General features: G+C 45.5%; 14 protein-coding genes. 11 read left to right on the forward strand and 3 right to left on the reverse strand.

The genetic code is table 11. The features are described from left to right. The 4 genes from KNQ18_RS03895 (at nucleotide 1) to KNQ18_RS03910 (ending at nucleotide 4204) form a co-directional block, all read left to right on the forward strand. Nucleotides 1-978 (forward strand): alpha-ketoacid dehydrogenase subunit beta, encoded by a 978-nt coding sequence (locus tag KNQ18_RS03895; RefSeq protein ID WP_023468851.1) that lies wholly within the window; start codon nucleotides 1-3, stop codon nucleotides 976-978. Nucleotides 979-1079: 101 nt separating this feature from the next. Continuing rightward, a complete protein-coding gene (locus tag KNQ18_RS03900) occupies nucleotides 1080-2372 on the forward strand; it encodes a dihydrolipoamide acetyltransferase family protein (protein ID WP_023468850.1) in 1293 nt (430 codons plus the stop codon). Between the two features lie 3 nt (nucleotides 2373-2375). Then, on the forward strand, nucleotides 2376-3788 hold the full coding sequence (gene lpdA, locus KNQ18_RS03905) for a dihydrolipoyl dehydrogenase (RefSeq protein ID WP_064299598.1): 1413 nt from the start codon (nucleotides 2376-2378) through the stop codon (nucleotides 3786-3788). 110 nt (nucleotides 3789-3898) lie between these two features. Further along, the gene (locus tag KNQ18_RS03910) at nucleotides 3899-4204 is read left to right on the forward strand and encodes an SAV0927 family protein (RefSeq protein WP_023468848.1); all 306 of its coding nucleotides are present in this window, start codon (nucleotides 3899-3901) and stop codon (nucleotides 4202-4204) included. Between the two features lie 56 nt (nucleotides 4205-4260). On the opposite strand, the gene KNQ18_RS03915 is transcribed toward KNQ18_RS03910, so the two are convergent. Next, entirely contained in the window at nucleotides 4261-5748 is a 1488-nt protein-coding gene (locus KNQ18_RS03915) for an aminotransferase class I/II-fold pyridoxal phosphate-dependent enzyme (RefSeq protein ID WP_035406702.1), read from the reverse strand. Between the two features lie 132 nt (nucleotides 5749-5880). On the opposite strand from KNQ18_RS03915, the gene KNQ18_RS03920 reads away from it, so the two are divergent. The 3 genes from KNQ18_RS03920 to KNQ18_RS03930 all read left to right on the forward strand — a co-directional run bounded on the left by KNQ18_RS03920 (nucleotide 5881) and on the right by KNQ18_RS03930 (nucleotide 7534). Beyond that, nucleotides 5881-6153, forward strand: coding sequence for a UPF0223 family protein (locus KNQ18_RS03920; RefSeq protein ID WP_023468846.1), 273 nt, complete (start codon nucleotides 5881-5883; stop codon nucleotides 6151-6153). Nucleotides 6154-6435: 282 nt separating this feature from the next. Next, entirely contained in the window at nucleotides 6436-6624 is a 189-nt protein-coding gene (locus tag KNQ18_RS03925) for a hypothetical protein (RefSeq protein WP_023468845.1), read from the forward strand. A 124-nt stretch (nucleotides 6625-6748) separates the two neighbouring features. Next, a complete protein-coding gene (locus KNQ18_RS03930; protein WP_215083902.1) occupies nucleotides 6749-7534 on the forward strand; it encodes an inositol monophosphatase family protein in 786 nt (261 codons plus the stop codon). A gap of 41 nt (nucleotides 7535-7575) precedes the next feature. Here KNQ18_RS03930 and KNQ18_RS03935 read toward each other — a convergent pair whose 3' ends face one another. After that, nucleotides 7576-7746 carry a DUF5325 family protein gene (locus KNQ18_RS03935; protein WP_023468843.1) on the reverse strand — a complete coding sequence of 57 codons (171 nt, stop codon included), beginning with the start codon at nucleotides 7744-7746 and terminating at the stop codon, nucleotides 7576-7578. Nucleotides 7747-7931: 185 nt separating this feature from the next. On the opposite strand from KNQ18_RS03935, the gene typA reads away from it, so the two are divergent. The 3 genes from typA (at nucleotide 7932) to KNQ18_RS03950 (ending at nucleotide 11376) form a co-directional block, all read left to right on the forward strand. Continuing rightward, nucleotides 7932-9779, forward strand: a complete 1848-nt coding sequence (typA, locus tag KNQ18_RS03940) for a translational GTPase TypA (RefSeq protein ID WP_023468842.1) — start codon at nucleotides 7932-7934, stop codon at nucleotides 9777-9779. A 26-nt stretch (nucleotides 9780-9805) separates the two neighbouring features. Further along, nucleotides 9806-10159: a YlaH-like family protein gene (locus KNQ18_RS03945; protein ID WP_023468841.1), complete on the forward strand. Its 354-nt coding sequence runs from the start codon at nucleotides 9806-9808 to the stop codon at nucleotides 10157-10159. A 122-nt stretch (nucleotides 10160-10281) separates the two neighbouring features. Continuing rightward, complete coding sequence (locus KNQ18_RS03950; protein WP_215083905.1) at nucleotides 10282-11376, forward strand: PQQ-dependent sugar dehydrogenase; 1095 nt, start codon at nucleotides 10282-10284, stop codon at nucleotides 11374-11376. A gap of 43 nt (nucleotides 11377-11419) precedes the next feature. On the opposite strand, the gene KNQ18_RS03955 is transcribed toward KNQ18_RS03950, so the two are convergent. Then, nucleotides 11420-11623, reverse strand: coding sequence for a YlaI family protein (locus tag KNQ18_RS03955; RefSeq protein WP_029342171.1), 204 nt, complete (start codon nucleotides 11621-11623; stop codon nucleotides 11420-11422). 117 nt (nucleotides 11624-11740) lie between these two features. On the opposite strand from KNQ18_RS03955, the gene KNQ18_RS03960 reads away from it, so the two are divergent. Further along, nucleotides 11741-12193, forward strand: coding sequence for a PNPOx family protein (locus KNQ18_RS03960; RefSeq protein ID WP_149427636.1), 453 nt, complete (start codon nucleotides 11741-11743; stop codon nucleotides 12191-12193). Nucleotides 12194-12200: the final 7 nt, after the last annotated feature.

A 12200-nucleotide genomic window follows, 5' to 3' on the forward strand; every position in this document is an offset into this window, starting at 1 on the left:
ATGGCACAAATGACGATGATCCAAGCGATCACTGACGCAATGCGCGTCGAGATGAAACGCGACGAACAAGTTCTCTTGTTCGGTGAAGACGTCGGTAAAAACGGTGGGGTATTCCGTGCGACAGAAGGTCTTCAAGATGAGCTCGGCGAAGACCGCGTCTTCGATACACCACTTGCGGAATCAGGTATTGGTGGTCTTGCTGTCGGATTCAGTCTGACAGGATTCCGTCCAATCATGGAAATCCAATTCTTCGGATTCGTATTCGAAGTATTCGATTCAGTCGCAGCACAACTTGCGCGTCTCCGTTACCGTTCAGGCGGCACATACAGTGCACCTGTTACAATCCGTTCACCATTCGGTGGCGGTGTTAAAACACCGGAACTTCACGCAGATAACCTCGAAGGACTCATGGCTCAGTCACCAGGACTTAAAGTTGTCATTCCTTCAACACCTTACGATGCAAAAGGTCTTTTGATCGCGTCAATCCGCGACAACGACCCAGTCGTATTCCTCGAGCACATGAAACTCTACCGTTCATTCCGCGGTGAAGTGCCAGAGGGCGATTACACGATCGAACTCGGAAAAGCTGATGTTAAACGTGAAGGTACAGACGTAACAATCGTCACTTACGGTGCGATGGTACACGCTTCACTTAAAGCAGCTGAAGAGCTCGAAAAAGAAAACATCAGCGTCGAAATCATCGACTTGATGACAATCAGCCCAATCGACATCGATACGATTCTTGCTTCTGTCAAGAAAACAAACCGTGTCGTCGTCGTTCAAGAAGCACAAAAACAAGCGGGTATCGCTGCAATGGTTGCAACTGAAATCCAAGAACGTGCAATCCTTGACCTCGAAGCGCCAATTCTTCGTGTTGCTGCTCCAGATACAATCTTCCCATTCGCACAAGGTGAAGACGTCTGGATCCCAGATCACAAAGATATCGTTGAGAAAGTCAAAACTGTCTACAATTTCTAAGAGCATTTCGGAAAATAAGGAGAGGGGTTCATTCTCTCCTTGCTTCCGTTTTTACAGATAACAATCGACTAGAAGAGTGAACTAAAAGGAGGCATATTCAAATGGGTTTATTTGAATTCAAATTGCCGGATATCGGTGAGGGTATTCATGAAGGTGAAATCGTAAAGTGGTTCGTAAAAGCGGGCGACACTGTCAAGGAAGACGACGTTCTTCTTGAAGTACAAAACGATAAAGCAGTCGTTGAAATCCCATCACCAGTTGATGGTACTGTTAAAGAAGTAAAAGTTGACGAAGGTGTCGTAGCTGTCGTTGGCGACGTCCTCATCACTTTCGAAGTCGAAGGCGAAGGTTCTGCTCCTTCTGAAGAAGCAGAGCAACCAAAAGCTGAAGACAACGCGAAAGACGTTCAAGATACAGATCAAAAAGTGGAAGACAAACCAAACGAGGTTCAAATCCATAAATCAGAACGCGTCATCGCGATGCCATCTGTCCGTAAATATGCACGTGAAAAAGGTGTCGACATCCGTGAAGTCCAAGGTTCTGGAGACAACGGTCGTGTCGTCAAAGAAGACATCGATGCATTCGCAAACGGTGGTCAAACTTCTGAAGCACCAGCAACAGAAGAAAAAGCACCAGCTGCAGCTGCTTCTGCACCAAAAACAGAAGTTAAGCCATACGTTGCTGCTCAACCTGAACTTGAAACACGCGAGAAAATCAAAGGAATCCGTAAAGCGATTTCGAAAGCAATGGTTAACTCGAAACATACAGCTCCACACGTAACACTCATGGACGAAGTCGATGTTACGAACCTCGTAGCACTCCGTAAAAACTTCAAAGAAGTTGCGGCTGCTCAAGGTACGAAATTGACTTACCTTCCGTTCGTCGTAAAAGCATTGACTGCTGCTGCTAAAAAATACCCAGCAATCAACGCATCAATCGACGATGTAAACGAAGAAATCGTCTACAAAAACTACTTCAACATCGGTATCGCTGCAGATACAGACAACGGTCTTGTCGTACCAGTCGTTAAAGATGCAGATCGTAAATCGATCTTCTCACTCGCTGACGACATCAACGACCTTGCTGGTAAAGCACGCGAAGGTAAACTTTCTGGCGAAGAGATGAAAGGCGGATCAATCACGATCACTAACATCGGTTCTGCTGGCGGTCAGTGGTTCACACCAGTCATCAACCACCCAGAAGTTGCAATCCTCGGTATCGGCCGTATCGCTGAAAAAGCAGTCGTTAAAAACGGCGAAATCGTTGCTGCACCAGTTCTTGCACTTTCATTCAGCTTCGACCACCGTCTCATCGATGGTGCAACTGCACAAAACGCGCTTAACTTAGTTAAACGCCTATTGAACGACCCACAACTTCTCATCATGGAGGGATAAGCAATGGTAGTAGGTGAATTCGCACAAGAAACAGATTTACTCGTAATCGGGGCTGGCCCTGGTGGTTACGTTGCTGCAATCCGCGGCGCGCAACTCGGTATGAAAGTAACAATCGTTGAACGTGAAAACGTCGGCGGTGTTTGCTTAAACGTTGGATGTATCCCATCAAAAGCCTTGATCACTGCAGGACATAACTTCCAGCATGCTAAAGGTGCAAGCGATATGGGGATCACTTCTGAGAATGCAACTGTCGATTTCTCGAAAGTTCAATCTTGGAAACAATCTGTCGTCAACAAATTGACTGGCGGCGTTAGTGGTCTTCTTAAAGGGAACAAAGTCGAGACTGTCGTTGGGGAAGCTTACTTCCAATCAGAAGATACAGTCCGTATCATCAACGAAGATTCTTCGACTCCTTACAAATTCAAGAAATGTATCATCGCGACAGGTTCGACTCCAATCGAACTTCCAGCTTTCAAATGGTCAAAACGCGTCCTTTCTTCAACAGGCGCATTGAACCTTCCTGAAATCCCGAAAAAACTCATCGTCATCGGTGGCGGATACATCGGGATGGAGCTTGGTACAGCGTATGCGAACTTCGATACAGAAGTCGTCATTCTTGAAGGAACAAAAGACATCCTTTCTGGTTTCGAGCCTGCTATGACGCAAGTCGTTAAGAAAAAGCTCAAACAAAAAGGTAACATCACAATCCACAACGAAGCACTTGCTCAAAGTGTAGAAGAGTCGGAAGATGGCGTTAAAGTAACATTCGAAGTCAACGGTGAAGCACAAACAGTTGAAGCGGACTACGTCCTCGTTACTGTCGGTCGCCGTCCGAACACTGGTGATCTTGGTCTTGAAATGGCAGAAGTCAAAGTCAGCGACCGTGGTCTTGTCGAAATCGACGATCAGTGCCGTACTTCAAACGAAAACATCTACGCAATCGGTGATATCGTTCCAGGACCACCACTTGCACACAAAGCTTCATTCGAAGCTAAAATTGCTGCTGAAGCAGCTGCAGGACACCCTGCATACCTCGACTACAGCGCGATTCCAGCGGTCGTCTTCACAGATCCAGAACTCGCTACAGTCGGTTACACGGAAGCACAAGCGAAAGAAGAAGGACTCGATTACATCGCGTCTAAATTCCCTTACGCTGCGAATGGTCGTGCACTTGCACTCAACGAGCCAGACGGCTTCTTGAAAATGATCACTCGTAAATCAGATGGTCTCTTGATCGGCGCGCAAATCGCTGGTACAGGCGCATCTGATATGATCGCTGAAATGGGACTCGCAATCGAGTCTGGTATGACAGCTGAAGATATCGCACTCACAATCCATGCACACCCATCACTCGGTGAAATCGCAATGGAAACTGCTGAAGTTGCAATCGGTAGCCCAATCCACATCATTAAATAATATCGAAACACCTCATACACGGGGAGCCGACCGTGTATGAGGTGTTTTTTTGTTTGGTCTTGATACAAAAAAGGAAAAGAAAAAGTAAAAATCGGAGAGGGTGGACGCACATGGAATCCGTGACTACCTTAGAGGAGCTGTATTACGTATCGGAAATGGATAAGGTTCGTTTTGTCGGCTGGACGACTGCACTCGCCCGCTATGATTTTGCTGTCGTCTGTACGGGACAATTCTTCGGGAAAGTACTTGTCGTCAGTTTAACCGGTGGTCAGTCAGCGTTACTCGATCAACAGGATGTGTTGAATGGAGATGTCTTAATTCGTACATTTGCGATTGAACGAGAGGATGTCGAAGTAATCGGTGAAGCACTCGCAGCATTCATTCCTTGTTCACCAAACGATGAATACGCAGAATGAAATGACAAAAAAAGCAGTAATCCTCATTGAATAAGGATTACTGCTTTATCTTGTCTTCACCGAATCGCATTCGATTGTTGAATGACTTTGATCGTCTCAAGCGAATGATCTTCAAGACCTTGAACCGGAAGACCGGCTTCGATGTTTTCTTTAATATAGGCAAGGTTGTCTGCAGTGATCATTTCGCCTGGGATGAAGATAGGAATACCAGGTGGATATACCATCATGAATTCAGCCGAAATCCGCCCGACCGCATCGACCAACGGAATCGTCTCTGTCTCTTCATAGAATGCATCACGAGGACTGAGAGCGAGCGCTGGAATGTCTGGAAGAACAATCGAATGATCAGTCGTCTCGGCGCCATTATTTTGATAACGTGCGACAAGTAACGACATCGCATGTAGAAAGGCATCAATCGTCTCTTCTGAATCACCAGACGTGATGATGACGAGAATGTTGTTCAAATCAGAAAGTTCAACTTCGATCCGATGTTCTTCACGTAAGAACTCTTCGACGAGGTGACCAGAAATGCCAAGCCCTTTGACGGAAACAAGCACTTTCGTTGGATCAAAGGCGAACGTCGCACTCGAATGAAGATCGGATTCACCGAAAACGGCGAGATAAGGAAGCTTCGCTAATCCAAAGCGCATCCGTGTCGCAAGTTCAAGTGCCCGACGATTCATCGCTTCACCGTTGATCGCAAGATGACGCCGAGCGCAGTCAAGAGAAGCCAGCAACAGGTAAGATGTCGATGTCGTCGTCAACATCGAGAGCACTGCTTGAACTTTATCTGGAGAGACAAGTCCGCGACGAACGTTCAGGACAGAGCTTCCTGTAAGTGAGCCACCGAGTTTATGCACGCTGGTTGCGGCAAGATCAGCTCCTGCTTGCATCGCTGACAACGGCATATCTTCGTGGAAGGCGATATGGACGCCGTGTGCTTCGTCGACGAGTACCGGAATACCTTTACTATGGGAAAGCTTGACGATGCTCTCTAAGTCACCAGCAACGCCGAAATAGGTCGGATTGATGACGAGAACGGCTTTTGTATCGGGATGAAGTGCAAGGGCACGTTCTACCGCGCTTGGTGTGATACCGTGTGCGATTCCGAATGTCTCATCGAATTCAGGGTGAATGAAAATCGGATGCGCACCAGAAAGAACGATAGCTGACATCACCGATTTATGCACGTTCCGAGGAACGAGAATTTTATCATCAGGTCCGACGACACTCATGATCATCGCCATGATGGCCGTTGAAGTTCCTTGTACGGAAAAGAACGTTTCGTCGGCATGGAAGGCTTGAGCTGCCAATTGATGAGCTTCTTTAATGATTGCCTTTGGATGATGGAGATCATCAAGGGGAGCGATATTGATTAAATCGATATCGAGCGCATTCTGACCGATGAACGATCGAAAGGCTGGATCCATTCCCTGACCATTTTTATGACCGGGAATATGAAATTGAATTGGTTGACGTTTCGCATGCGCGAGTAGCGCATCGAATAAAGGTGTATCGAGCTGTGTTAAGCTTTTTGTTTGCACCAGATTTCCCCCCTTAAAACCGAATAAAAATACAATCAAACAAGCTAACTATAACAAGTTTTCGGACGGTTGCAACTGTTTTATGCTTCTTTTGCGTGTAAAATAGAAAAGTGCAGAAAGGAAGTGGGAATGATGGCATTGAATTATCCGCTCAATTCCGATTGGTCGACTGAAGAAATCGTGAAAGTCATCGACTTCTTTAATTTAGTCGAGCAAGCGTATGAGACAGGTGTTGAAAGACAACGATTGCTCGAAGCGTATCGTGAATTCAAGCAAATCGTCACCTCGAAATCCGAGGAAAAACAGTGGGATCAGTTTTATATGGAAGAGACCGGTTGCTCGAGTTATCGGACGATGCAACAAGCGAAACGTCAGGAAGAACCGATTGTTCGTATGAAGAAATAATTGGATCATGAAGATAAGACTCCTATGCGATCGTATAGGAGTCTTATCTTTTAATCCGACTGGAAATGTGCGGGAAATGATCAACATTTGTTTAAAGTGGAAAGGAAGCGGCTATATACTACATACAAGACGTTGGCCTTACAAATATGTGAAACTGTATTTTTTAAAATTAGATGCTTTACATCTAAGTTGAATCGTACTATTATAGATTCAATCCACTAATAAGTCGCAATTGTCTGACAAATTAAACCTCTGTTTATCCCGCGAAGGAGTGTGGTTACTGTGAAACAAGTGATAGAAGCATACAAGAGAAAAGATGCAGAAAAACGCATTCCTGTATTGCGTCTCGAAATCGATTATGAGCTTGCTACATTACACGATGCGATGGTGGCAAGTGACGCAGAAGCTGTTGGCGCAAGTAAAGAGCGCCTCGAAAAATATCGTCAAGAGATGGTACGTCTTGAAGCTTGATTTCAACGTTCCGATCTCTACCTTATAATAAAATATCAACTCTTCAACCAGCGAATTGTTCGCTGGTTTTCTTTTTTTGTTACTATAGAAGAAGCTGGAAACAATGATGAAGGAGTGAACTCAAATGCAGATTGAGTTGGATGCGATAGATTTGATCAAACGAGCGGGAAAGTACATTCGCGAAAAAATTGATGGTTCGTATCACGTCGAACAAAAAACCGGAAAAAGCGATTTAGTGACAGAGATTGATCAAGCCGTCGAGGATTTATTGATCCAAGGTATTTTAGATCGCTATCCGAATCATCATATTTATGGGGAAGAGGGACGAATCGCTCGACCTGATACACTCGAAGGCACGATCTGGTTCGTTGATCCGATCGATGGAACGATGAACTTCATTCGTCAAAAACGAATGTTTGCCATCTCGATTGCGATCATGATAGATGGTGAGTTACGTTATGGATTCGTCTACGATGTCATGGCGGACGAGTTGTTCCATGTCATCAAAGGGCATGGTGCTTATCAAAACGGCATACGATTACCACAAATCGAGGAGCGGAGTGTTAAAGAAGCAATCATCTGTATGAACGCGACCTGGGTGACACCAAATCGTCGAATCAATACGGATCGTCTTGCTCCGCTCGTGCGACACGCGGTAGGTGTACGAGCAATTGGTGCAGCATCACTTGAACTCGCATGGACAGCTGCAGGACGCGTTGATGGGTATATCACGATGCGTAATATGCCTTGGGATTACGCAGCCGGTCAGTTATTGATTGAAGAGGTCGGTGGGCGTGTCGAAACGATCACAGGTGAATCGATGTCATTTCTCGAACAAACGAGTGTGCTAGCAGGGAGCCAGACGTTCGTTGAAGATGTTTTGACATTCGTACAAACACAAGAGGATTGAAAAAAGGTTTCTTTCGTCTTGAACGAAAGGAACCTTTTTGCTCATGCTTGTTTTCGTAAACGTGCCTTTAAGACGAACCCAGCACCCATCGCAACAATCATCAAGATGACAGAGGCGATCGTCATCGGGACGTTTTGTTCCGCGATGAAGATGCCGATGGCTGCCATGGATCCTACGGCAAGCATGGCGAGTAATAAAAATAGCAGGCGCATGTTCTTTTCCCCCTCTACCCGTGAGTACGTTAACAGTGTAGCGTGAATGAAGGATAATGAAAAGGCTTTCGGACTGATGTCGAATCTTAGTCATTGCCAATTAGGACTCTACCTGTGCTATACTCTTAAAGTTGACCGAAAGTATGATAAGATTTATTTAAATGAATAGAAAGAGGTACACACCTATGACAACATTAGTACGAAATGATTTACGCAACGTTGCGATCATCGCCCACGTTGACCATGGTAAAACAACATTAGTCGATGAGCTTTTAAAACAGTCTGGTACGTTCCGTACGAACGAACAAGTCGAAGAACGCGCAATGGACTCAAATGACATCGAGCGGGAACGTGGAATCACGATTCTTGCGAAAAACACTGCAATTGATTACAAGAACACACGCATCAACATCGTTGATACGCCAGGACACGCCGATTTCGGTGGAGAAGTTGAGCGGATCATGCGTATGGTTGATGGCGTTATCCTCGTTGTCGATGCACGTGAAGGCTGTATGCCACAAACACGTTTCGTTTTGAAAAAAGCACTCGAGCAAGGACTTCAACCAATCGTCGTCGTCAACAAAATTGACAAACCGATGGTCCGTCCTCTTGAAGTCGTCGACGAAGTCGTTGATCTCTTGATCGACCTCGGAGCTGACGAAGATCAACTCGAATTCCCAGTCGTTTATGCATCGGCAGTCAACGGCTCAAGTTCATTTGAACCTGAATTAGAGAAACAAGAAGATACAATCACAAACGTTCTTGATTTAATTCTTGAGCACACACCAGCGCCTGTCGATAACACAATGGAGCCGCTTCAGTTCCAAGTTACGATGCTTGACTATGATAACTACCTCGGACGGATCGGTGTCGGTCGTGTCTTCCGTGGAGAAATCAAAGTTGGTGATAGCGTTTCGCTTTCAAAACTTGATGGTTCAACGAAGAACTTCCGTGTTACGAAGTTGTTCGGTTACTTCGGTCTAAAACGTGTCGAAATCGAAACAGCAAAAGCTGGAGATTTGATTGCGATCGCTGGTATGGAAGATATCAACGTCGGTGAGACGGTTTGCCCGACTTCACACGTTGATCCACTCCCATTATTACGTATCGATGAGCCAACGCTTCAAATGACATTCATCGTCAACAACTCGCCATTCGCTGGTCGTGAAGGGGATCTCGTTACTTCACGTAAAATCGAAGAGCGTCTTGAAAAAGAACTCGAAACAGACGTTTCACTTCGCATCGAAAACACAGACTCACCGGACCGCTGGATCGTTTCTGGTCGTGGGGAACTTCACCTCGGGATCTTGATCGAAAACATGCGCCGTGAAGGATACGAAATTCAAGTATCGAAACCGCAAGTAATCATCAAAGAAGAAGAAGGCGTCAAAGTCGAGCCATTCGAACGCGTCGTCATCGATACACCAGAAGAGTACACAGGTTCTGTCATGGAATCGATCGGTCTCCGCAAAGGTGAATTGACGAACATGCAAACAATGGACAACGGTCAAACAAAAATGGAATTCATCGTTCCTTCACGTGGTTTGATCGGTTACCGTAACGAATTCCTTTCTGCTACACGCGGATACGGAATCATGAACCACACATTCGAAGAATACCGTCCGTTCATCCAAGCGGATATTGGTGGACGTCGTAGTGGAGTTATGGTCTCAATCGAAACAGGTAAAGCAACTGCTTACGCGATCTCAGCTCTTGAAGACCGCGGAACGATCTTCATCGAGCCTGGTATTGAAGTATACGAAGGTATGATCATCGGCGAATGTAACCGTGATGTCGATCTCGCTGTCAACGTCGTTAAAGCAAAACAATTAACGAACATGCGTGCATCTGCAAAAGATTCAACGAACGTTCTTAAACGTCCACGTGTCTTCTCACTTGAAGAGTCGTTGACATTCTTGAATGAAGATGAGTACTGTGAAATCACACCACAATCGGTTCGTCTCCGTAAACAAGTCTTGAATAAGAACGAACGTGAAAAGCAAGAAAAACGTCGTCGTCTAGGTAAAGATTAAGTCTTGAACGAATAGGGGGACTGGCAATGAATGCACAAGCTGCCGTTGCTTCTGATTTCTCGAAATACGATATTCCGTTCATCGCGAAACTTCTCGGTATCGGAAGTGATCCGAATAACATCGAAGCGGGATTTTATCCTTTAATGATTACCGTCGTCATCTTGACACTTGTCGTCTTTAAGTTAGGATTTGCTAAGGAACTAGCATGGTGGAAATCACTGATCGTCTATCTCTTGCTCGCCGTCTTCTCGGCAGCATTGACGCTTGTCTTCTGGACATGGCCGATTCCTGAAGTACTCTTAGCGATGGTCTTCGTACTTGGTATTTATCGCTTCCGGATGTGGATGGTCAAGCGTGAACGTGAACGGACAGCTTCTTGACGGAAGCATGTCATGAATCAAAAGAACGAATCTCTTCGGAGGTTCGTTCTTTTTTTTGAGCCAATTCAGATGCATGATTTAAAGCGTAGCGGGAACAATGATACTAAAAGGGGGAGAAAACAGTGAAAATAAGGTATGTCATACCCCTACTGTTAGCGGGTATCCTGATGGGGTGTACACAAACGTCAGAAGAATCGTCAACAGAGGAAACGAATCAGCCGACACAAGAAAACAATCAACAGGATTCAGGTGATCAAGAAGCGACGCAATCATCTCAAGCGCAAGAAGGCGTCGTATTTAAAGAGCTAAACGCTCCGTGGAATATTGTCCGAGAAGGAGAAGTATTTTACATCACGGAACGAGAAGGAACGATTGTCAAAGGAGAAAAAGATGATTATGAACGGATGCGCCTTCAGCTGAAAGAGGATGTCCTCGCTGAAGGAGAAGGTGGATTGCTTGGAATGGTACTTGATCCTGATTTTAAGGACAATAAGACGGCATACGTCTACCATACGTACGCCAAACAAGGACAAGCGACGAATCGCGTCATCGCGATAAAAGAAGAGGGTGACCAGTGGACGGAAGAACGTGTCTTACTCGATGATATTCCCGGAGCGACGATTCATAACGGTGGACGGCTGGAATGGGGACCTGAAGGCGCACTCTACGTCACAGCAGGAGACGCAGCGAATCCTGAACTGGCGCAAGACATTGATTCATTGGCAGGAAAGATTTTACGCATCTCATCTGAAGGAGAACCGTTCGAGGGGAATCAAAAAGGATACGTCTACAGTCTCGGTCACCGGAATCCACAAGGACTTGTTTTCGTCGATGATCAACTGTATGCAAGCGAACATGGGCAAAGTGGGCACGATGAAATCAATCGAATCGAACAAAAGAATTATGGATGGCCGACGATTGAAGGGAAAGAGCAAGCAGACGGACTGGTGACGCCGTGGTATGAAGTAGGAGAACAATCTGTTGCACCAAGTGGAGTTGCAACAGCAGAGGATACACTTTATTTTGCAACACTTGTCGGACAACGATTACAAACCATCGATCTAGAGACGAAGCAAGTCAAGACGATCGTCGAAAACCAAGGTCGGATTCGAGATGTCTGGATTGACGAGACATCGATTTACTATATTACAAATAATACGGACGGAAGAGGGAATCCATCGGCAGATGATGATCGACTCGTTCGAATCAATCGATGAACAATAAAAGGTCTGTCAGGGAATTTTCCCGCAGACCTTTTGTTTACCAGTGTTTTCGTTTCGTTTCCCAAGTCGGGTATAAATGGAATTGTCCAGAAGCGTGGCGTTCAAGTGTCCGTTCTTCTACGCGTGATCGACACTCATCACAGATATGGACACGAACAGGTTTATTGCGTAATCGCTTCGCCGTGAAGGACCAATCATCAATCGTTTCACGCTTATCGCAAATCGTACATTTCACTCGCATGCCAGGTCCTCCCTTTTTTTCTTAGTATATCATATTAGAAGATTATTCAGATGTAAAAAAGGGAAACGAGAAGTATATATCGAAATATCATCACTAAGTCGTAGAGGGGGTGATGTCATGGCAAATAAAGTTGAACAACAGCTCAACTCAGGTCAACTAGAAGCACTATCGCAATTACCACTCGTTTTTTTGATTACGCATGATCAATCCAAACATTGGCCCATCACACATGCAATCAGTTGGGTACATGCGACGGATTCACAAACGATTCGTTTTACAATCGAAGCAGATTCTCATCTCGTTAAAACATTACGAGAACATCCGGTCTTCACATTGATCTTTTTTGCAGATCAGTCGACGTACAGCTTAACATGTACGGACGTCAAGGCGTTTACGCCGCAAGAAGACCTTCCGTTGCCACTCGCTTTTTATGAGGGACGCGTTGAGGAGGTACGTGACATCTTGTTTTACGGAGCAGCTGTCACACAACGACCAACTATCGAAAAAACATACGATGAACAGGCAGCTGAACGGTTGGATCAACTCGTTCATCGCATCCTAAAAGCGTAACATTCAT

It is taken from the genome of Exiguobacterium sp. s78 (assembly GCF_018618985.1).
GTDB classification, from domain to species: domain Bacteria; phylum Bacillota; class Bacilli; order Exiguobacteriales; family Exiguobacteriaceae; genus Exiguobacterium_A; species Exiguobacterium_A abrahamii.

Excerpts from the sequence above, each read along its gene's own strand:
- KNQ18_RS03895 (WP_023468851.1), top strand. The coding sequence starts at position 1 with ATGGCACAAATGACGATGATCCAAGCGATCACTGACGCAATGCGCGTC.
- KNQ18_RS03935 (WP_023468843.1), bottom strand. The coding sequence starts at position 7,746 with ATGCGCCTGCTATTTTTATTACTCGCCATGCTTGCCGTAGGATCCATG.
- KNQ18_RS03945 (WP_023468841.1), top strand. The coding sequence starts at position 9,806 with ATGAATGCACAAGCTGCCGTTGCTTCTGATTTCTCGAAATACGATATT.
- KNQ18_RS03955 (WP_029342171.1), bottom strand. The coding sequence starts at position 11,623 with ATGCGAGTGAAATGTACGATTTGCGATAAGCGTGAAACGATTGATGAT.
- KNQ18_RS03920 (WP_023468846.1), top strand. The coding sequence starts at position 5,881 with ATGGCATTGAATTATCCGCTCAATTCCGATTGGTCGACTGAAGAAATC.
- typA (WP_023468842.1), top strand. The coding sequence starts at position 7,932 with ATGACAACATTAGTACGAAATGATTTACGCAACGTTGCGATCATCGCC.
- KNQ18_RS03910 (WP_023468848.1), top strand. The coding sequence starts at position 3,899 with ATGGAATCCGTGACTACCTTAGAGGAGCTGTATTACGTATCGGAAATG.
- KNQ18_RS03900 (WP_023468850.1), top strand. The coding sequence starts at position 1,080 with ATGGGTTTATTTGAATTCAAATTGCCGGATATCGGTGAGGGTATTCAT.
- KNQ18_RS03930 (WP_215083902.1), top strand. The coding sequence starts at position 6,749 with ATGCAGATTGAGTTGGATGCGATAGATTTGATCAAACGAGCGGGAAAG.
- lpdA (WP_064299598.1), top strand. The coding sequence starts at position 2,376 with ATGGTAGTAGGTGAATTCGCACAAGAAACAGATTTACTCGTAATCGGG.
- KNQ18_RS03960 (WP_149427636.1), top strand. The coding sequence starts at position 11,741 with ATGGCAAATAAAGTTGAACAACAGCTCAACTCAGGTCAACTAGAAGCA.